We start from the raw sequence: 18,855 nt of genomic DNA on the forward strand, positions 1-18,855 counted from the left end.
TCAGTTCCGCCGAAAGCTGGCAAACCCGGCGACGGGCAGGGGGCGGCCCGCGCCGGCGGACATTTCGCCCTCGATCGTGCGGATCCGGCTGAGCAGATCGGAGGCCGAGCCATATTCCAGCGTTTTGCCGTCATAGCTGACCCGCAGGGTGCCCGAGGCATAGGCCCGGCGCAGGGCCTCAAGTTCAGTATGCGTCCAGGCCATCAGAACCATGAACCTCTCGATCTGGGGCCCATCCAGCCCGACTGTCGGGGCGGGGGCGGTTTGACTGATTGCCGATGCGGCTGCCCGGCCGGGCGCATATCAGCGGATCCGGGGCTGACCTGCGCGCGCAGATCGTCCCATTTGGTCTCGTCCCAGCGGTCGATCCCCATCAGCCAGGCGGCGGCACGGGCATAGACCCGGCAGTCCAGCGCCTCGTTGCGGTCGCGGGTCTGCCGCCATTCGAGGCGCTGGAATCCCTGCCGGGTTTTGACGGTCATCAACTGCTCGGCGGTCAGTTGCTTGGTCCACTCGGCCGTGGTGCCGCGCGGGATATGCAGGAAGCCGGCCGGCCAGCCGGTGCCCTCGGCCAGATCCTCGTCGGTCGGGGCCGACAGGCGCAGCCAGCGGTAGGTTTCCGATTTGAACACCGCGCCTGCGACTTTCCACAGCCGCACCCCGCGCCTGATCTTGCGCCCGCCCTCGGTCACATCGACATAGGTGGGCCCGTCCACCGGGGTGGATCGGTCAAAGCCACCGACGCCCTTGATCGCCAGCACCTGCCCGTGGCCCATGGCCCGCGCCCAGGCATAGACCGCATCCGTGGTCGCGCCGTCGCCGGTGTCGATCGCCAGCCGGGCCAGCGCCATCCGCGCCCCGTTCGCATGCGGCCATGTCTCGCCCAGAAACTCGGTCAGATCGTTCCACACATCCTCGCGGGCCGTGTCGCCTTCCAGCACGACGTGATCGATCAGCCAGGATTCAAGGTTCGCGCCCCAGCCCCAGACGTCGATCTCGATCCGGTCGCGCTGCACGTCCGCGCCGGCGGTCAGGATCAGCGCGCCCTCGGGCACCTCGCCCAGATGCCAATCCTCGCGCCGCTCATAGAGGCGCTGCCAGTCCGGGGCCTCGCCGCGTTCCTGCCATGTCTCGCCTAGAACCGTGTTTTTCAGGGTTTTCAGCGCCGCGTCATTGCCCTGCGCGGTTTCCCAATCCCGCGCGATGCTTTCCCAACTCAGCCAGCCCAGCGGCGAGTAAAGCCCCGAGATGTGAAACCCGACCACGCCGGCGGCCTTGGCACGGGCGCGGGTTTCATCATCGGCCGTGGCCTGCCAGCAGGCGCCGTTTGCCTCGTCCATCATCCAGGTCTTGTGGCGTTCCTCGATCGGCTCGTTACAATGCTCGCAAAGATAGGCGACGGTCTCGGGCCGGCCGGTTTCCCATTGCAGCCGCTCGAACTTCAACCATTGCAATGCGCCGCAAAGGGGGCAGGGCAGGTGATAGCGGCGCTGATCGCTCATCTCATATTCCCGTTCGATCCGCGACAGGCCCGTGATCGTGGGCGTCGAGGCTAGAAACACCTTGGCCCGATGCCCGAAGCTGATCGTGCGGGCTTCGGCCAGTGCAATGGGATCGCCCTCGCCATCAAGATCGCCCGGATAAGCATCGACCTCGTCCAGAAACACCCAGCGCGCCGGCATCGAACGCAGGCCCACGGCGCTGTTGGCGCCGGTCAGGATCAGCTGGCCGCCCGGAAAGCGCTTGCCGAGGATGGTATTGCCGCTGTCGCGTGATCGCGACGGCATCACCAGTTCGCGCAATTCCGGGCTTTCTTCAATCAGCGGGTCGATCCGCTGCTGCGACAGGCGTTTTGCGAGATCAACCGTCGGCTGCACCGCCAGAAATGGTCCCGGCGCCTGATGCATGCAGAACCCGATCCAGTTATTGCCGCCCTCGGTCGCACCAACCTGGGCTGCCTTCATGAACACCACGCGGCGAACCGGATCGCCGGGCGAGAGCGCATCCATGATCCCGCGCATGAAAGGTGTGCGGGCGGTGCGATAGGGTCCAGCCTCGGAGGCGGCGCGCGAGGACAGGATCCGGTGCCGATCCGACCATTGCGAGACGGTGAGCGCCGGATCCGGAGCAAGGCCGGCCAGCCAGGCATTGCGGATATCATCGGCGCCCTCGAAATCAGCGAAGCTCAATCTTGACCTCCGCCAGATCGGCCAAATGTTTGCGCAGGTATTTGTCCAGAACCTGCTCCATCTGATGCGCATCGACGCCCAGATCGGCGGCCATGTTCGCGGCCACCCGCGCAGGCCAGCCCTGCCAGGCATCGCGTTCGCGCCGCGCCAGATCGAAGACCATGGCCGTGGTACGTGCCCGATCGACCAGCTCGCCCTTCATCTTGGCCAGCTTCACCTTGGCGGTCTGGGCCTTCAGCACCTCATTAGCCATCCGCGCGCGCAGGAACGACACCTCACCGCCCGTGCCAGGATCGGGTTCGGCGCCGGCTTCGCGCAGGGTCTCGCCCATCGACTCGATGGCGGCGCGCGGCACCGGTCGTGTCGCGGCTGCTGCGCGGGCGGCACTGGCGCTGCCCAAGGCGCGGGCATGCACGCCGCGCTGCTTGGCCGGATCGGTCTGCGCGTCCCATTGCCGGTCGGCGCGGGCGGGGTCGATGCTGCCATCAGGCTCAAGGGTAATGCGCCCCGAGGCGATGGCCTTGCCCACTGCGGTGTGGCTGACGCCGCGATGCGCCGCATATTGCCGGCGCGATAGTCCCATTCCGCCCGATTCCTTGATTTGCGCCCAATGGTCGGGCGAGCAGCATAAAGCAATGATATTGCTACGATTAACCTACACTTCAGGGGCGTGGTGAGCGATTCTGATTGCACCGAAACGATGCAACCCAGAACCCGGAGACCACGCCATGACTTACCCGCCCCGCGCCGAGAAAACCCAAAACAACCAGGCCGCCGCGCTTGCCGCCTTCGTCAGCAAGAAAGCCGAGATTGACGCCATGCTCGGCCGCCTTGCCGCGCTGAGCGATGATCATTTCCACGCCGACCCCGATGCGGTGAACTGGGGCCATGTCGGCACAGTCGCGCATTACGCGGACCTTCTGCGCCAGATCACCGACAGCGCCTTTGGCGAAGGGGAGTGTACAGAATGACCCGGCCCAGTTCGACCCAAGCTTTCCTGCTGCGCCGTGCCGCAACCCGGCCCGGCAATCTTGTCCTGCCGCTGCCCGATAATTTGCACGGCAGCATTGCCGATCGCGTGCTGCGGGCGCTGTTGGCGAAAGGCCTCATTGAGGAGGTCGAGGCCAATACCCGCCGTCGTGAGCCGATCTGGCGCGAAACCGGTGCTGGTCATGGCACCACGCTGATTGCCACCGAGGCCGGGCTTGCCGCCGTCGGCATCGAGCCGCTGGTGGCGGGTGCCATTGCCAACGCCCGACAGGGGCGCATGGCGCGAGATGCGGCGGTGCCCGTCGCGCCGCCGGCTGTCGCCTCGTCCGCCCGCACTGGCACCAAGCAGGCAGCGCTGATCGCGCTTCTGCAGCGCCCGGAAGGAGCAAGCATCACCGAGGCCGCCGGCGCACTGGAATGGCAGGGCCACACCGTGCGGGGTGCCATTTCCGGCGTCTTGAAAAAGCGCCTCGGGTTGATTGTCAATTCCGAGAAGATCGACGGGCGCGGGACGGTCTACCGCATTGCCACAGGGGGCTGAGTCATGATTTCCTTCAACTGCCTGCCGGAACAGGAGGTCTTGGCCGACTTCGTCCGACGCGAATGTATCGAGCGCATCGACATCCGCTTTTGCCGCGACGATGCAGCCGAAGGTGCATCTGAAACCTCTATCATCACCTGCGCGCCGGCTGAGGCCGAGTTCGCTACCATCTACGGCATCACCGATCTGGGCGAGGCCCGCGCCATCCATGACGTTGACCTCAGTGCTGCGGGCGCCGATGAACTGGCCGCTGCCTGCCGGGCGCTGTTTGTGGCCATCCTTGATGCGCGCCGCGACCCGCCAGATGCCGCCCAGCGCCATCAGGCCGAACAGGACGCCATCAGCGCCTTGAGCGGCCATTTATCAGGACCGCGCGATTGACGGCGCCGCCCTTCTTGATCTGTCATGATCCATCATGATATTCATAACAGGTTCAGGAGATTCCCTATGACGGCACCGATCCGCGAGAAATTCGCCACACAGGTTGACGCGGATGTTCTGGCGACCATCCGCAGCCTCGCCCAGAGCGAGGGCAGACAGATTCAGGCCCTTGTCGACGAAGCATTGTCCGATCTGATCGAAAAGCGCCGGCAAGGCCGGCCGCGCAGTCATGTCATGGCAGCCTATCAGGCCAGCCATGACCATTACGCCGAGCTCTACAAGAAACTGGCTGAATGACCGACTACCTGACGGCGGTCGAAGCGCTGGCCATCCATGCCGATCAGATCGCCCGCTATGGTGGCACACCCGGTATCCGCGATCCGGGCCTGCTGGAAGCGGCCCTGTTCCGGCCGCAGACCGGTTATTATGCCGATCTGATCGAGGAAGCGGCCGCGCTATGGGAGAGCCTGGCGCAAAATCACCCTTTCATTGACGGCAACAAGCGCACGGCTTTCGCCGTGACCTGGACCTTTCTTGCCATCAACGGCCTGTGCATCAGCGCCCCGGCCGCCGAGACCTACAGATTTATCATCAGCTCACATGAAGCCGGGACTTTTGACATCGCCCGTCTGGCCGTCTGGCTGCGCGCCAACACCACGCCCATCGCCTTGCCGGACCGGTAGCCGCCTCTGATCGGTGCCAAAATGCAGGTCTTATATGCCCGGCAAGCGAGCTGGTATTTGCCTGCCGGTCGCCCGCAGCACCTTGAGTGGAGCCGTTGAGCTTGGTGGCGGTTGCCTCTCGACCCGCATCGGATGAAGCACTATATTCGCATTGATTTCGATGCGCAAAGCGAGGCCCACCATGGATATCACCCGAGACATCAGCCCGCTGACCGAGTTCAAGCGCGACTCGGCGCGCATGATCGCGCGCATGAAGGAGACCGGGCAGCCGCAGATCCTGACCGTCAATGGCAAGCCGTCGGTCGTGGTGATGGACGCCGCCGTCTGGCAGGAGATGCAGGACCGGCTTGACCATGCCGAGGCCATCACCGGGATCCGCAAGGGGCTGGCACAGGCGCGTGCCGGTGAAGGGGTCGAGGCCGGGCGTTTCTTTGAGCAACTGGCCCGGACGGAATGAAGCCCGCGCGGGCGGTGATCGTCACGCCGCAGGCGGCGGGCGATCTGACCGAGGCATGGGCGTGGCTGCGCGAACGCAATCCGCGTGCGGGTGACGAATGGCTTGCCGGCATCCGGCAGGTGATCATGGCGCTCGGCTCCTTCCCGGAGGCGCATCCGGTTGCCCCTGAATCCGGTGCCTTCGATCTGGAGATCCGGCGCGTTCTTTATGGGCGCAGCACACGCTGGCGGATTTACTATGCGCTGATCGACGGTGCGGTGCATGTCCTGCATGTCAGGCATGGCCGCCGTGGTGATTGGCGACCCTGATCGCCTCGAAGCTGGTGCCGGTCTCGGCATGGGTGGCGGTGCCGCCGGTCATCAGCTGCCAGCGGCGCAGCGCGACGTCGCAATAGGCCGGGTCCAGCTCCATTCCGAAACAGCGGCGCCCGAGCCGTGTCGCGGCGATCAGCTGCGAGCCGGAGCCGGTAAAGGGCTCGTAAAGCAGATCGCCCTCATCGCTCCAGGCGGCGATCATCTCCTCGGCCAGCCTGACCGGGAACACCGCCGGATGCGCGCCGCCGGCAATGGCGCCCTTGTGGCGCATCACCCGGATGACACTGTCGGGGATGCGGTGGCTCTGGATGGCATTGCCGGCGCCATGCTTGGCCGTCACCGTGCCATCGGCCGCACGCAAGCCGCCGCCGCCCAGCGTCTCGCCGGCATGCTTGCTCTCGACTGTCTTGTTGGGCCGCCGCGACGCGCGGTTGAAATGAAAGACGAACTCATGCGCCGGTGCCAGCCGCCCGTTCCAGTCGCCGGGCAGGCCGGGCCCCTGATCCCAGACATACCAGCCGAACCGCCGCCAGCCCTGCATTTGCATCCAGCCTATCCAGCCCTCCCAATAGGATACCCATTCGTTGTCGCGATGCACCAGGCCGAGATTGACCAGCAGCTGCGCGTCATCGCTGACTGGCGCTGCCGCAAAAACCCCGCGCATCAGCCTGTCCCAATCGCCGACTTTTTCCTTGGCCGCGCCATAGTCGCGCTGCTGACCATAGGGCGGCGAGGTGAAGAGGAGCGTAGCACGTTCGTCGCCCATCAGCGCCGAAACCGCCGCCACATCGGTGCTGTCGCCGCACATCAACCGCTGATCGCCAAGGATCCAGATATCGCCGGGGCGGGTGATCGGGTCCTCGGGCGGCTCAGGGATTTCGTCCTCTTCCTCCTCCGGATCGGCGCCGAAACCCGATACTTCCGCCTCCCCGAGCAGTTCCTCCAGTTCCGCGTCCGAGAACCCGACCAGATCGAGGTCGAAATCCAGCCCCTGCAGCGCTGCCAACTCGGCGCGCAGCAGTTCCTCGTCCCAGCCAGCATTCTCGGCGATGCGGTTGTCGGCAATGACCAGCGCCCGGCGCTGGACCTCGCTCAGATGCGCCAGCCGGATCACCGGCACCTCGGCCAGCCCCAGTTGCCGCGCCGCCATCAGACGCCCATGACCAGCGATGATCACCCCATCCGCACCGATCAGAATCGGGTTGGTGAAGCCGAATTCCGCGATGGAGGCGGCGATCTGGGCGACCTGATCCGGCGAATGGGTGCGGGCGTTACGCGCGTAGGGGGTCAGCTGCCCGACGGCCATCATCTCGATCTGCATCATGCGTCCGCTTTGCGCTTCCGGGTCTGTTTGGGTGGGTCGGGTGCCGCAGCCTGGTCATCAGCAGCGAGCGTGCTGCTGTCAGCAGGATCATCGGTCGTTCGGTTGCCCGCGATCTCTGCAAAGGAACGCCCGTCGCCCTCCAGCACCGCCGCCTGGCCCGTGAGGTTCTGCCAACGTTCAACCGCGACATCGACGTAAGCCGGGTTTAGCTCGATGCCGAGGCAGACGCGCCCGGTGGTCTCGGCGGCGATCAACGTGGTGCCGGACCCCATGAACGGCTCATAGATCGCCTGACCGGGGCTGGAATTGTTCAGCACCGGGCGGCGCATGCATTCGACCGGCTTTTGCGTTCCGTGCACGGTCTCGGCATCCTGATCGCGATGGCTGATATGCCAGAGCGTGGTCTGCTTGCGGTCGCCGGCCCAATGGCCTTTGCCGGTCTTGCGGACCGCATACCAGCAGGGCTCGTGCTGCCAGTGGTAATCGCCGCGGCTGAGGATCAGGCGGTCCTTCGCCCAGATGATCTGCGAGCGGATATTGAAGCCGCAGGCGATCAGGCTGTCGGCGACCGTGGTCGCGTGCAGGGCGCCATGCCAGACATAGGCCACATCGCCCGGAAACAGCGCCCAGGCCTCGCGCCAGTCGGCGCGGTCGTCGTTCAGCACCTTGCCGGTGCGTCTGGTGGCGGAAGCACCGGTCTGGTTGCGCCAGGCGGGGTCGTATTCCACGCCATAGGGCGGGTCGGTGACCATCAGGAGCGGGGTGATCCCAGCCAGCACCCGCTCGACATCTGAGGTGACGGTGCTGTCACCACAAAGCAGGCGATGGTTGCCGAGGATCCACAGATCGCCGGGGCGGGTGACGGGCTGGGCGGGCGGCTCGGGGATGTCGTCCTCGCCCTCTACCGCGCCGCCGGGCATCTCGCCATCGATCTCGCCCAGCAGCCCGGCCAGATCCTCTTCGCTGAAGCCGACCAGATCGAGATCGAAACTCAGCTCCTGCAGCGCGGCCAGTTCTGAGGCGAGTAATTCCTCGTCCCAGCCGGCATTTTCGGCGATGCGGTTGTCGGCGATGACCAGCGCGCGGCGTTGTACCTCGGTCAGATGTACCAGCCGGATCACCGGCACCTCAGTCAGTCCCAGCCGCTGCGCCGCCATCAGCCGCCCATGGCCGGCGATGATGCCCGCGTCCTCGCCGATCAGGATTGGGTTGGTGAAACCGAATTCCGCAATCGAGGCGGCGATCTGGGCCACCTGATCCTCGGAATGGGTGCGTGCGTTGCGGGTATAGGGCACCAACTGCTCGACCGGTATGATTTCGATCTGCAAGGGGCACGGGCTCCAAAAGAAAAGACCCGCTGCCCGAGGGCAGGCGGGCCTGAAGTTATGGACAGGTGAGTGTCCGTGTGTGGCGAAGCGGGTGGCAACCCCGGCAACCCAAAGTGGCAACCCAAGGGTGGAAACCCAGAAAAATCCTTTGACGCTAGAGGACTAGCGCGCTGCTGCCCCCCGCATAGCAATAAGGCGGCGGAGGAACCAGAGCGGGGGGGCGGTTGGCCAGTTGGGCAGCGCAGGCCCGATCTTATGGGTAATATGGCCCGATCTGGTGATATTTGTCGCGCCCTAAGTTCGACCTGTTCGCGCCCTCACGGTGGCCTGTTTGCGCCCCCGCCGTCCGGTTTGCCGCCCTCGTTGTCACCTGCCGATTTTGCACCGCGCGGGCGGGCGCTGCTTTTCCTTTGCCTGTTCAATCGGTTGGCGATGGTGATCAGCGCCGCTGTCCAGCGCCGCCAGGCGGTGGAGCGCACGCAGCCCACCGCGCGGCAAATCTGCTTCCAGCGATGGCCTTCGGCCCGCATCCAGACGATGCGGCGATTGTCGATGATGGCCTGCTCGCTGTCGCCGCCGATCAGCGCCAGCCATGCCAGCGCCTCTTCCATGTGCTGGATTTCCTGGGGGTTGGGGATCACCCGCATCGTGGCTTGTTCATAGCCATAGGCATGCTTGGCCTCGTGAATATATTCCGGCCAGGACCTGCCATATCCGCGCGCACCCGAACCGGGCGGGTTCGGCAGTCGGCGCAAAGTCAGCGCGGCTTCCTCGAGCCGATCTTCAATCTCGCGCGGGGTGATCATGGGCGGTCCTTCCTGGCCGGAACGGGAATGCCGCGCTGGGCAAGGCGCTCGACGCTGGTCAGCCCGGCCTCCAGCAGGGTCAGCGCAATGGCGTTGGAGATGGCGTTCGCGGGCAGATAGCGATCCGAGTTCACCCAATCGGCAAAAAATTGCAGCTGCGGGTTGGCCGGGGCACCGGCTTTCTCTGCGCCTTGCGGCCTTGCCGGCTGGCGTAGGCGTTGCCGATGGGCCGCCCGCACCGCATCGGTGAAATAGGCCCATGTCCGGATCGGGCTGATGCGGATGGTCGGCGTCCGCGCCCGGATCACCGGCAGGATGTCGGCATCAATGTCCATCCCCTCGCGCAGCCAGCCCTCGATCACCTCGGCGGTCTCGATGATCGCCGTCCGAGATGCCGGGCAGAGACCGGGACCGGCGACCGCGAGACAGCGGGCCTGCGGATCGGAGTTATCCACAGGCGGGTCATCGGTCAGCTGCGTAGTAGTATCTCTATAAGGATGGTTCGGGTGAATCTGGTTCACGGGGTGGGGTGAACCACGTTCACGGGTTACCCGTGCACTAGATTCACGGGGTGAACCCTGTTCGCGGGTTCGGGACGAGTTATCCACAGGCTGTTCGCGCGTTGAGGGCAGGTTATCCACAGCCTGCGACTCGATGGCATATTCGATTGTGAACCCATGCTTGCAGTCGCGCTGGCCCGCCTCCTTGACCAGCCCATCGCGGATCAGCTCCTGAATGGCGATCTGCACCGCGCGCCGCGACAGTTCCAGATCACGGGCGATATTGGCTTTGGAGGTCCAGATGCCGGTGCCGTCATCGGCGGCCTTGTCAGCCATGTAGAGCAGCACCGATTTACGTGTGGCCGAACCGACCACGCGGCGCTGGACAGACGCTGAGATCAGGTTGCTCACCGCCACCCTCCCTCGAGGATTTCCTCGATCGAGCGGGTCTCGAAGGCTGTGGGTGCGATGAAGCGCAGCACCTCCGTCCAGTCGATGCGCATCAATGCGATCCAGACCAATGCACCGATGAGCAGGGAGGCTATGATCAGCATGAGGGCGAAGATAATGCTCCAAAGTGGGGCCAGGCCGGGCCTGTCGCGATCACCCCTCATCGGCCCGCTCTCCTGCGGCCGGCGGTCTTGTGGCTCTCCTGGTCCAGCAGCCAGTCGCGCACTGCGCCGCGCCGATAAAGCACTTTGCGCCCGATCCGGATGCAGGGTGGGCCGATGCGTCGTGTCTCCCAGCGTTTCAGCGTATCGGCGCTGACACCGATGATGCCGGCCAGTTCGCTGCGCGGCATCCAGTCATCCAGCAGCCCTTCCGGGTTGTTTGCACTGATAGCGGCGGTGGTTTCGGTCTGATGGGTCATGATCCGGTCCTTCCCTCGTGATTGCAGGGCAAGGCAGAGCATGAGCAGGGGACCGGAGGCGCGGATTGGACCGGCGCGGAATTGCCGGAACTACGCCGGTTCATGTTTTATGGGGCTTGGAGGGGGAAAAGGAATAGGGGCGCATGCCGACGACAGGGCAGCCAATACAGCCCATGAGAGAGATCAACTCACAAAAGACAACCGCGCGTTATTGGCAGGATTTGTGTTAATTGTTCAGGACTATGTCATGTCACTACCGCCTCGTGCTTTATTCAACCTGTCAGAGGCCGCTGCCCGCTGGGGCTGCACACTCGCCGACATCGCTGATTGGGCCATGATGGATCGTATTGAAATCGTGACCGGAATACCGCCAACCAGCTTTGGTGAAGATAATCTTGCAGGACTGGTCGTTATCTCGCCAACCGACATCCTGCCGCTGTTTCGCCGCTGCGGAACCGGGCCTCAAAAAGGCACGGTTCGCCGTGTTCGGGCCCCGGGCAGTGAGGAGTGGAAACATATCGCGCCACAGGATAAGGGCCTGCGGATCACGCGGGCGGATCTGATGATCACGGCCGATGCAGTGGCGCGATTTGAAGATCAGCATGGAATTTTCCGGCGCCCGAGCACGGATTCGTCCAAAGGCTATGATTGGCATGGCTTTTACGGTGCCATGATCCTGCGTATTTTCCGTAACGGACTACCTGAAAAGCAGGGTGATCTGATCGGCGAGATGCAGGACTGGTTCATTGCCACCAGCACGGATGGCGATGCGCCGGACGAAAGCACGATCCGCAAGCGGATCAGCCCGATTTGGCGTTTGCTGCAAGCGGAGGCGTAACCTCTTCGGCCGGGGATACGGAATGCACGAGCCTCGGCCGGACCCGCATCATGTCGGCCACTGCATCGACACCCGCTCGCAGAGGAGAATCCATCAGGTGGGCATAGCGCATGGTGGTGCTGGATTGCGAATGGCCCAACAGCTTGCCGATCATTTCCAGCGATGCGCCGCCGCTGACCAGCAGCGAGGCGAAGGTATGGCGTAGATCGTGGATCCGCACCCCCGGCAACCCGGCCTGATCCTGAATGCCCATCCAGAAGCGGCGGATTTCTTGTACCGGCTGATCCTTGTCCGCGACGTCCCCCGGAAACAGCCAGCCGCAACCGACCGGCACGGCGGAAAGCCTTGTCCGCACCAATGCCGCTGTGTCGGCCGAAATCGGCACGCGGTGGACCCGGCGCTGCTTGGTATTGGCGGCGGGTTTGACCCATGCGCCGCGCTCCAGATCGAAATGTTCAAAACGCGCTGTCCTGACCTCGCCCAGCCGGGCGCCGGTCAGCATGCACATGCGGATGATGCTGGCTGCGCGCTGATCCTCGGCCGCGCCCAGCGCCTCGCTGAGCCGGGCGATCTCCTTCATGTCGAGGAAGCGCTCACGCTCGGTTTCAACACGGCGCCGAAAACCAACCGCTGGATTGTCGGGCCGCATCTTCCACGCGATGGCGAGGTTGAAGACCTTGCGCAGCATCTCGCCCGCGCGATTGGCCCGCACCGGCGTGGGCCTTGGCGGCTTCAGCGGGGTGCGCCGCTTGGTCTTCGGTTTCTTCTTGGCCGGGCGCGACCGGCCCTCAGCGATCAGGTTCAGCACCCGTTCGACATCGGCGGCGTCGATATCGGCCACCAGCCGGTGCTTCCAATGCGGCTCGATCAGCTTTTTCAGCATGGATTCTTGATCGGCGGCGTTGCGCGGCGCCAGATGGGCAGCATGTTCGCGCAGATAGCGCGCCACCAGATCGGGAAAGCGTGGTGCCTCGCGGATCTCCTCGCGCTCTGACAGCGGATCCAGCCCGCCATCGACATCGCGGCGCAGCATCTTGGCCCGCTCGCGGGCAGCGGTGACGTTCCATTCCGGCCAGCGCCCGATCGTCAGCCGACGCTGCCGCCCGGCGGCGCGGTAGTCGAACATGAAGCTGCGGCTGCCGCTTGGATAGATGCAGATCGACAGCCCCAACACCTCGGTGTCGAAAATCTGCCATGCCTTCGGGCGCGTCTCCGCCGCCCGGACCAGCTTTTCGGTTAATCTTTCTCTGTTTCGCAAGACCTGTCCCTCGTTTGACGATCCGACACATGCGTAGATGTGCCGCCTTATCAACGAGATGATTGCGGGTCCGGAAAACAGGCGCGGACCGGCGCGGAAAGGGCGCAAATCGCGCCGGTCGGGTGGAAGCGGGGCGTAAGCGGCTGTGGAGTTTCCAGACACCCGGATCGAGGCGGTGGAAACATGAGTTCAGTACTGCATCCACGCAGGGGTGGTGTCAGATTGACAAAGGTCATTAGCCTCCAAGAAGGGGGCATCTGGCGTATGACGCGCCGCAACGCAGCACCGGAGAGCGCTGGGGGCATTCTCATCTGGATTCAACCGTAACGGGGGGCTAGGATCGGCAGGAAGCCGCCTAAAGCGGTCGATATAACAGTATTCTGGGACAGGCGGATTTGATGCAACTGCGCGATTTATTGAATACCTACCGCCAGGCCGCACGGGATGAGACCGAAAAGGGAAGTTACTTTGAGCGGGTCGTCCGAGTCTTCCTCGAAAATGATGATACGCAGAAGCAGTATTATTCTGCTGTCGTACCATTCGCCAAATGGGCCAAAGCACAGGGTTGGAGCAAAACCGATACCGGGATCGATCTCGTTGCGACCTTGGCGGATGGTTCAGGCTACGCCGCGATCCAGTGTAAATTTTACGCTCCTGACCACAGGATCCAAAAACCCGATATCGACAGCTTCATTTCTGCCGCGTCCAATGAGTTGTTTACACGGCTGATCATCGTCGACACGACGCAGAAGGATTTTGGCAAGAATGCCGAGGACACGCTCGAAAAGCTGTCGAAGGACTGGTTGCGGATCGGCCTAAGTGAACTGGAAGCAAGCCGTATCGATTGGTCGCAATTCCTGCGCACCGGGACAGTCAGCCTCGCGCCGAAGAAGAAACTGCGCGATCATCAGCGCGATGCTCTGCGGGCGGTGACCGAAGGGTTGGCCGAGGCGGATCGCGGCAAGATGATCATGGCCTGCGGCACCGGCAAGACTTTTACGGCGCTACGTATCGCCGAAGCGATGGCAGGTCCGGGAAAGCGGGTGCTGTTCATGGTGCCCTCGCTTGCACTGATGTCGCAGACCGTGCGCGAATGGAGCAATGATCGCGAGCAGGAATTCACGGCGTTCTCGGCGTGCTCTGATGTAAAAATCGGTCGTAATGCGGACCCTGACAGCCTGGACCTCAATGTTCACGACTTGGCCTTTCCGGCTACGACGGATCCGCAAAAGCTTGCCCAGCAGGTTGCGGCCGCGCCGGGTGATCGGATGACCGTGGTCTTCTCGACCTATCATTCGATTGACGTGCTGACCCGGGCTCAGAAAGAGCATGGGTTGCCGGAATTTGATCTGGTGATCTGCGACGAGGCCCATCGCACCACTGGCGTGACATTGAAGGATGAAGACGACAGCACCTTCGTGCGCATCCACAGCAATGAGCACGTGGCGGCCAAGAAACGCCTCTATATGACGGCGACGCCGCGCATCTTTGGCGACGCCGCTCGGCGCAAGGCCGATGATCATGATGCCGAACTGGCGTCGATGGATGACGAAAAAAAGTTCGGCAAGGATCTGTTCCATCGCGGCTTCGGCTGGGCGGTCGAAAACAACCTGCTGACCGATTACAAGGTCGTGGTGCTTGCGGTGGATGAGGAGCTGATCTCGGACACCATCCAGAATCGCCTCAAAGATGGCGCCGAACTCACCCTCGATGACGCGACCAAGATCATCGGCTGTTACAAGGCGCTGACCAAGGTCGATCTGACCGATGATTTGGCTTTCGATCCCCGCCCTATGCGCCGGGCGCTGGCCTTCTGCCAGACCATTGCAAAGTCCAAGATCATTGAGGATGAATTTACCGCTGTCGTCGACGAATACACCGGCAATGATCTGATTGATGACAGCCGCCACCTTGCGACCGAAGTTCGTCATGTCGACGGTAGCTTCAATGCCACCGCCCGCGAGGAAATGCTGAATTGGCTCAAGGCCGACGCAGGCGAGGACACCTGCCGCATCCTGACCAATGCCCGCGTGCTCTCCGAAGGCGTCGATGTCCCCGCGCTCGACGCGATCATGTTTATGCACCCGCGCAAGAGCCAGATCGACGTGGTGCAATCCGTCGGCCGCGTCATGCGCCGCGCCGAGGGCAAGAAGATGGGCTATGTCATCCTGCCTGTCGCGATCCCTCCCAAGACCACGCCCGAGGAGGCTCTGAAGGACAATGAGCGCTATCAGGTCGTCTGGCAGATCCTGAACGCGCTGCGTGCCCATGACGATCGCCTTGACGCCCGTATCAACCAGGCCAAGATCGGCGAGGATATCAGCGACAAGGTGGAACTGGTCCGCATCTCGTCCGAGACCGAGCTGCGCGAACTGACCGCCGTTGTCGATGACATCAGCCTCAGCAAGACCCGCGCCGAAAAAGCTGGCGTTGATATCGGCAAGGAGGGCCGTGACCCGGTCATCCATAGCGCACCCGAACAGGGCAGCTTCGTTTTCGACGAATTCACCCGCGCCATCATGGCCAAGATCGTCGAAAAATGCGGCACCCGCGACTATTGGGACACTTGGGCCAAGGACATCGCTCAGATCGCCCAGACCCATATCACCCGCATCACCAGCATCGTCAGCAAGCCGGGGCCGGAGCAGGACGCCTTCCGCGCCTTTCTTGATGAGCTGCGCGATGACCTGAACCCCGAGATCACCGAGGCCGAGGCGATCGAGACCTTGGCGCAGCACCTGATCACGAAGCCGGTCTTTGATGCGCTGTTCAAGGGCAGCCGCTTCACCACCGAAAACCCGGTCTCCCGCGCGATGGAGACGGTGCTGGGCCAGTTGCACGAACACAACCTCGCCAAGGAAGCCGAGAGCCTCGACAAGTTCTATGCCAGCGTCGCCCGCCGTGCCGAGGGGGTGCAGACCGCACAGGGCCGCCAGACCCTGATCACCGAGCTTTACGACCGCTTCTTCCGCAACGCGTTCCCGCGCCTCACGCAGCGCCTCGGCATCGTCTATACCCCGGTCGAGGTGGTGGATTTCATCATCCATTCGGTGAATGACGTGCTCAAGGAACAGTTCGGCCAGACGCTGGGATCAAAGGGCGTCCATATCCTCGACCCCTTCACCGGCACCGGCACCTTCATCACCCGGCTGCTCCAATCGGGGCTGATCAAGCCCGAAGAGCTTGCGCACAAATACCGGCATGAGATCCACGCCAACGAGATCGTGCTGCTGGCCTATTACATCGCCGCCGTGAATATCGAGACCGTCTATCACGAACTCGCCCATGGCGCCTTGCAGGCCGATGCCCCCTATGAGCCCTTCACCGGAATCCTGCTGACCGACACTTTCCAGATGTATGAGCAGGAGCGCGACATGGTCGCGAACCTCCTGCCCGACAACTCGGAACGCCGCGCCAAGCAGAAGGCGCTGGATATCCGGGTGATCATGGGGAACCCGCCCTACTCGGCAGGGCAGAACAGCGCCAATGACAACGCCGCCAACATCGCCTACCCGCAACTGGATGCGAAAATCCGCGATACCTATGCCGCGCATTCGACGGCGACGTTGAAGAACTCGCTCTATGACAGCTATATCCGCGCTTTCCGTTGGGCCAGCGATCGGATCGGCGATGCGGGCGTCATGGCTTTCGTGACCAATGCTGGCTGGATTGATGGGAACGCCGCTGATGGGATGCGCAAATGCCTCGCCGAAGAGTTCAGCGATCTCTACATCTTCCATTTGCGGGGGAACCAACGTACATCCGGTGAGCTTTCGCGAAAGGAAGGCGGCAAGATTTTCGGCTCGGGCAGTCGCGCGCCGATTGCGATTTCCATCCTTATCAAGAACCCCGACGCCGCCGAGCACGGGCGCATCCATTTCCACGACATTGGCGACTATCTCGATCAGAAGAAAAAGCTGGCCATCATTCGAGACTTCGGGTCAGTTGGGGGTATTTCGCGAGCCAAAGGCTGGAAAAACATCACGCCGGATGAAAACAACGATTGGCTGGATCAGGTGGATCGCCGCTTCGACGTCTTCATGGAAATATCTGGGGGGATATTTGGGCAGAATTCGAGAGGTGTGACGAGCAGCCGTGATGCATGGGTTTTCAATAGCAGTCTCTCTCGCCTCTCCGATAAAGTTAAAAGTAGCATCAACTTTTACAATCTAGAGCTGTCTCGATTTTCCGGATTCGATCAGCGCCCTGAGCCCGAAAAACTAATTAACTTCGTCACTATAGACGAAAGAGCCTTCAGCTGGGGCGGCGATATTTTGAAGCACTTCGCGCGAGGTGTGAGGCTAGAATTCTCGGAGGACAAATTGTTCCCGAGTATCTATAGGCCATTCCAGAAACAGCATCTGTATTTTGATCCGATTTTGAACAATCGCATCTATCAGATGCCGCGAATGTTCCCCTATAAGGAGGCTCGCAACTCGATCATACAAGTCTCTGGCGTTGGCGCAAAAAACTTCTCCGCCTTAATGTCAGATACGATGCCTTGTCTTGATAATATCGAGAAGGGCCAATGCTTTCCCCTCTACCTTTATGAAGAAACCCAGCCCGATAATGGCCTCTTCGCCGCTACGGGCAATCAGGCTAACGGCCTCACACGCCACGATGCCATCACCGATGAGGGCCTCGGGCATTTCCAGCGCGCCTATCCGGGCGAAGAGATCAGCAAGGAAGATCTGTTCTATTACATCTATGGCCTGCTGCACTCGCCCGATTACCGCGACCGTTTCAAGAACAACCTGATGAAGCAGCTACCACGTATTCCGGCGGTGAAAAGCTTTGTCGACTTTGTCGCCTTTCGCGAGGCTGGCCGCGCCCTCGGCCACCTGCATGTGAATTTCGAGACCGTCGACCCTTACATGGTCACCTTCAAGGAAGGCGACCACCGCCTGATCCCCGAGGCCCAAACCGACCCGGTGAACTTCTACCGCGTGAAAAAGATGAAGCTTGGCGGCAAGGGCAGGGACAAGGACCGCACCACCGTTATCTACAACGACAACATCACCATGCAGAACATCCCCCTCGAAGCCTGGGAATACGTCGTGAACGGCAAGCCCGCCCTCGACTGGGTGATGGAGCGCCAGGTGGTCAAAACCGATAAAGCCAGCGGCATCACCAACGACGCCAACGACTACGCTAACGAAACCGTCGGTGACCCTCGATACCCCCTCGACCTCTTCCGCCGCGTCATCACCGTCAGCCTCGAGACGATGAAGATCGTGAACGGGTTGCCGGAACTGAAGATTGTGTAATATACAGGAGCCAAAGGATGGCGTTACCCTTAGACTACCGTTGGGTATTGGTGGGGCGAATGGCAATGCGAAACCGCGCCAATGCGCCTCATTTTGCTCCGCGATTTGAGGTCGGTGATGTGATCTCTGCCTTAAGGGATCGTCTTGGGCGACAAGCTTCCCATCGCCCTTACGCAAACAATAGCAGGCTGATGTGGTGCTCCGATGTCATTGAGAATGCGGATTACTACGTGGTGATGCTCCAGGTCGGGGACAAGAACGTTTCTGGCGTATCTTATGTGGACTTCCAAACCCTTAACACGCGGGACATCGATAAGGCAGATGAGGAAGGCAGCCACTTTTCATCACATGTTCTAATCGGAAGAACCCCTGATCAGCAGGGGAGATACCCAGTATTGATTGAGAAAGTTCCTGGGGTTCATTTGGCGTCTGTGAAAGATCACTTGGGGTGGGCGTGTCGAGAGCCGCGATATGCGAAGGAGGTTGAAGATGGTGAAGGAAACGTCAGGGCCTTCAATCCTGTCTTTGAGATTGATGGCTATCAGTCAAAAACTATCCGAGAGGCTTTGAGAACCGGCACGCTTCAAGATGTGCAGTTTATAAGTCACGAAGAGAATCATGAGGATGGGCTGGATGAGGATCCCCTAGTCCAAGATGTGGTGCACCAAGCGCACTGGCAGATAAAGCGTCGTGTGACTGAAGATCAGGCGCGCACGGTATTTGGCAGGATAGGGGGATTTATTCGCGACTTCCGAGGTGGCGTAGACACCACTCAGGTGTTCGTGAGGATTAAGGCTGAAAATGGTCAGATCAGAGCTACCGAAGTTTCGCCAGTTGGCGACGAGATCCTTGAGCAAGCATTTGTTCAGAACGAGGTGGTTAGAAACTTCGATCGACCTCTGACGCAGCGATATAATGAGTTTCGGAATGATATGATCCAGAAAATGAGCGATCTGGCAAGAAACTTGGGCGGATGATATGGCTCTGCAGAGGCATACCAAAGTCCTGACGGTTGAGCTACTCCCCGGAAATTGGACAGTGACGGAAGCTACGATCTGACGTTTGCTGGTTTCCAAGGACGAGGAGATCAGGAATGCGGAAACGCAGG

20 protein-coding genes are annotated in these 18,855 nt (G+C 61.9%); 10 read left to right on the forward strand and 10 right to left on the reverse strand.

Annotation, left to right across the window (positions count from 1 at the left end; all coding sequences use genetic code 11):
- Genes F3H32_RS14595 through F3H32_RS14605 form a run of 3 tightly spaced genes read right to left on the reverse strand, consistent with a single transcriptional unit; the run spans position 1 to position 2,772 of the window.
- Positions 1-213 (reverse strand): phage head-tail joining protein, encoded by a 213-nt coding sequence (locus F3H32_RS14595; protein WP_316702689.1) that lies wholly within the window; start codon positions 211-213, stop codon positions 1-3.
- Entirely contained in the window at positions 204-2,189 is a 1,986-nt protein-coding gene (locus F3H32_RS14600) for a phage terminase large subunit family protein (protein WP_223191473.1), read from the reverse strand. Before F3H32_RS14600 ends, F3H32_RS14595 begins: the two co-directional genes overlap by 10 nt.
- Positions 2,176-2,772: an elements of external origin gene (locus tag F3H32_RS14605; protein WP_149766471.1), complete on the reverse strand. Its 597-nt coding sequence runs from the start codon at positions 2,770-2,772 to the stop codon at positions 2,176-2,178. Before F3H32_RS14605 ends, F3H32_RS14600 begins: the two co-directional genes overlap by 14 nt.
- A gap of 145 nt (positions 2,773-2,917) precedes the next feature.
- Between F3H32_RS14605 and F3H32_RS14610 the strand changes: the two genes are divergently transcribed.
- The 7 genes from F3H32_RS14610 (at position 2,918) to F3H32_RS14640 (ending at position 5,549) form a co-directional block, all read left to right on the forward strand.
- A complete protein-coding gene (locus F3H32_RS14610) occupies positions 2,918-3,160 on the forward strand; it encodes a hypothetical protein (RefSeq protein WP_149766472.1) in 243 nt (80 codons plus the stop codon).
- On the forward strand, positions 3,157-3,720 hold the full coding sequence (locus tag F3H32_RS14615) for a DUF3489 domain-containing protein (RefSeq protein ID WP_149766473.1): 564 nt from the start codon (positions 3,157-3,159) through the stop codon (positions 3,718-3,720). Before F3H32_RS14610 ends, F3H32_RS14615 begins: the two co-directional genes overlap by 4 nt.
- Before the next feature lie 3 nt (positions 3,721-3,723).
- Positions 3,724-4,101, forward strand: coding sequence for a hypothetical protein (locus F3H32_RS14620; protein WP_149766474.1), 378 nt, complete (start codon positions 3,724-3,726; stop codon positions 4,099-4,101).
- Positions 4,102-4,167: 66 nt separating this feature from the next.
- Positions 4,168-4,398 (forward strand): hypothetical protein, encoded by a 231-nt coding sequence (locus tag F3H32_RS14625; protein ID WP_149766475.1) that lies wholly within the window; start codon positions 4,168-4,170, stop codon positions 4,396-4,398.
- On the forward strand, positions 4,395-4,784 hold the full coding sequence (locus F3H32_RS14630; RefSeq protein ID WP_149766476.1) for a type II toxin-antitoxin system death-on-curing family toxin: 390 nt from the start codon (positions 4,395-4,397) through the stop codon (positions 4,782-4,784). The genes F3H32_RS14625 and F3H32_RS14630 overlap by 4 nt, the downstream gene beginning before the upstream one ends.
- Before the next feature lie 181 nt (positions 4,785-4,965).
- Positions 4,966-5,241 (forward strand): type II toxin-antitoxin system Phd/YefM family antitoxin, encoded by a 276-nt coding sequence (locus F3H32_RS14635; RefSeq protein WP_149766477.1) that lies wholly within the window; start codon positions 4,966-4,968, stop codon positions 5,239-5,241.
- Positions 5,238-5,549, forward strand: a complete 312-nt coding sequence (locus F3H32_RS14640) for a type II toxin-antitoxin system RelE/ParE family toxin (RefSeq protein ID WP_223191474.1) — start codon at positions 5,238-5,240, stop codon at positions 5,547-5,549. The genes F3H32_RS14635 and F3H32_RS14640 overlap by 4 nt, the downstream gene beginning before the upstream one ends.
- On the opposite strand, the gene F3H32_RS14645 is transcribed toward F3H32_RS14640, so the two are convergent.
- From F3H32_RS14645 to F3H32_RS14670, 6 genes are all read right to left on the reverse strand, one after another.
- Positions 5,515-6,879 (reverse strand): site-specific DNA-methyltransferase, encoded by a 1,365-nt coding sequence (locus F3H32_RS14645; protein WP_149766478.1) that lies wholly within the window; start codon positions 6,877-6,879, stop codon positions 5,515-5,517. The two genes, F3H32_RS14640 and F3H32_RS14645, sit on opposite strands and share 35 nt — an antisense overlap.
- Positions 6,876-8,207, reverse strand: coding sequence for a site-specific DNA-methyltransferase (locus F3H32_RS14650; RefSeq protein ID WP_149766479.1), 1,332 nt, complete (start codon positions 8,205-8,207; stop codon positions 6,876-6,878). Before F3H32_RS14650 ends, F3H32_RS14645 begins: the two co-directional genes overlap by 4 nt.
- Before the next feature lie 317 nt (positions 8,208-8,524).
- Positions 8,525-9,013: a DUF6362 family protein gene (locus F3H32_RS14655; protein WP_188128674.1), complete on the reverse strand. Its 489-nt coding sequence runs from the start codon at positions 9,011-9,013 to the stop codon at positions 8,525-8,527.
- Entirely contained in the window at positions 9,010-9,924 is a 915-nt protein-coding gene (locus tag F3H32_RS14660) for a helix-turn-helix domain-containing protein (protein ID WP_149766480.1), read from the reverse strand. The genes F3H32_RS14655 and F3H32_RS14660 overlap by 4 nt, the downstream gene beginning before the upstream one ends.
- Positions 9,921-10,127 carry a hypothetical protein gene (locus F3H32_RS14665; protein WP_149766481.1) on the reverse strand — a complete coding sequence of 69 codons (207 nt, stop codon included), beginning with the start codon at positions 10,125-10,127 and terminating at the stop codon, positions 9,921-9,923. The genes F3H32_RS14660 and F3H32_RS14665 overlap by 4 nt, the downstream gene beginning before the upstream one ends.
- Positions 10,124-10,384, reverse strand: a complete 261-nt coding sequence (locus F3H32_RS14670) for a helix-turn-helix transcriptional regulator (protein WP_149766482.1) — start codon at positions 10,382-10,384, stop codon at positions 10,124-10,126. Before F3H32_RS14670 ends, F3H32_RS14665 begins: the two co-directional genes overlap by 4 nt.
- A gap of 40 nt (positions 10,385-10,424) precedes the next feature.
- Between F3H32_RS14670 and F3H32_RS14675 the strand changes: the two genes are divergently transcribed.
- Positions 10,425-11,222, forward strand: coding sequence for a hypothetical protein (locus F3H32_RS14675; protein ID WP_223191475.1), 798 nt, complete (start codon positions 10,425-10,427; stop codon positions 11,220-11,222).
- Here F3H32_RS14675 and F3H32_RS14680 read toward each other — a convergent pair.
- Positions 11,185-12,480 (reverse strand): tyrosine-type recombinase/integrase, encoded by a 1,296-nt coding sequence (locus F3H32_RS14680; RefSeq protein ID WP_149766483.1) that lies wholly within the window; start codon positions 12,478-12,480, stop codon positions 11,185-11,187. The genes F3H32_RS14675 and F3H32_RS14680 overlap by 38 nt on opposite strands.
- A 398-nt stretch (positions 12,481-12,878) precedes the next feature.
- Between F3H32_RS14680 and F3H32_RS14685 the strand changes: the two genes are divergently transcribed.
- Complete coding sequence (locus F3H32_RS14685) at positions 12,879-17,747, forward strand: DEAD/DEAH box helicase (RefSeq protein WP_149766484.1); 4,869 nt, start codon at positions 12,879-12,881, stop codon at positions 17,745-17,747.
- Positions 17,748-17,764: 17 nt separating this feature from the next.
- Entirely contained in the window at positions 17,765-18,724 is a 960-nt protein-coding gene (locus F3H32_RS14690) for a hypothetical protein (RefSeq protein ID WP_149766485.1), read from the forward strand.
- The last annotated feature ends 131 nt before the right edge of the window (positions 18,725-18,855 follow it).

The sequence above is a fragment of the Paracoccus thiocyanatus genome, assembly GCF_900156255.1.
Classification (GTDB): domain Bacteria; phylum Pseudomonadota; class Alphaproteobacteria; order Rhodobacterales; family Rhodobacteraceae; genus Paracoccus; species Paracoccus thiocyanatus.

Bases quoted from the DNA above. Each gene is read 5' to 3' on its own strand.
- F3H32_RS14630 (WP_149766476.1), top strand. From the start codon at position 4,395: ATGACCGACTACCTGACGGCGGTCGAAGCGCTGGCCATCCATGCCGAT.
- F3H32_RS14620 (WP_149766474.1), top strand. From the start codon at position 3,724: ATGATTTCCTTCAACTGCCTGCCGGAACAGGAGGTCTTGGCCGACTTC.
- F3H32_RS14645 (WP_149766478.1), bottom strand. From the start codon at position 6,879: ATGATGCAGATCGAGATGATGGCCGTCGGGCAGCTGACCCCCTACGCG.
- F3H32_RS14665 (WP_149766481.1), bottom strand. From the start codon at position 10,127: ATGAGGGGTGATCGCGACAGGCCCGGCCTGGCCCCACTTTGGAGCATT.
- F3H32_RS14685 (WP_149766484.1), top strand. From the start codon at position 12,879: ATGCAACTGCGCGATTTATTGAATACCTACCGCCAGGCCGCACGGGAT.
- F3H32_RS14690 (WP_149766485.1), top strand. From the start codon at position 17,765: ATGGCGTTACCCTTAGACTACCGTTGGGTATTGGTGGGGCGAATGGCA.
- F3H32_RS14615 (WP_149766473.1), top strand. From the start codon at position 3,157: ATGACCCGGCCCAGTTCGACCCAAGCTTTCCTGCTGCGCCGTGCCGCA.
- F3H32_RS14595 (WP_316702689.1), bottom strand. From the start codon at position 213: ATGGTTCTGATGGCCTGGACGCATACTGAACTTGAGGCCCTGCGCCGG.
- F3H32_RS14605 (WP_149766471.1), bottom strand. From the start codon at position 2,772: ATGGGACTATCGCGCCGGCAATATGCGGCGCATCGCGGCGTCAGCCAC.
- F3H32_RS14655 (WP_188128674.1), bottom strand. From the start codon at position 9,013: ATGATCACCCCGCGCGAGATTGAAGATCGGCTCGAGGAAGCCGCGCTG.
- F3H32_RS14610 (WP_149766472.1), top strand. From the start codon at position 2,918: ATGACTTACCCGCCCCGCGCCGAGAAAACCCAAAACAACCAGGCCGCC.
- F3H32_RS14625 (WP_149766475.1), top strand. From the start codon at position 4,168: ATGACGGCACCGATCCGCGAGAAATTCGCCACACAGGTTGACGCGGAT.
- F3H32_RS14675 (WP_223191475.1), top strand. From the start codon at position 10,425: ATGAGCAGGGGACCGGAGGCGCGGATTGGACCGGCGCGGAATTGCCGG.
- F3H32_RS14670 (WP_149766482.1), bottom strand. From the start codon at position 10,384: ATGACCCATCAGACCGAAACCACCGCCGCTATCAGTGCAAACAACCCG.
- F3H32_RS14640 (WP_223191474.1), top strand. From the start codon at position 5,238: ATGAAGCCCGCGCGGGCGGTGATCGTCACGCCGCAGGCGGCGGGCGAT.
- F3H32_RS14635 (WP_149766477.1), top strand. From the start codon at position 4,966: ATGGATATCACCCGAGACATCAGCCCGCTGACCGAGTTCAAGCGCGAC.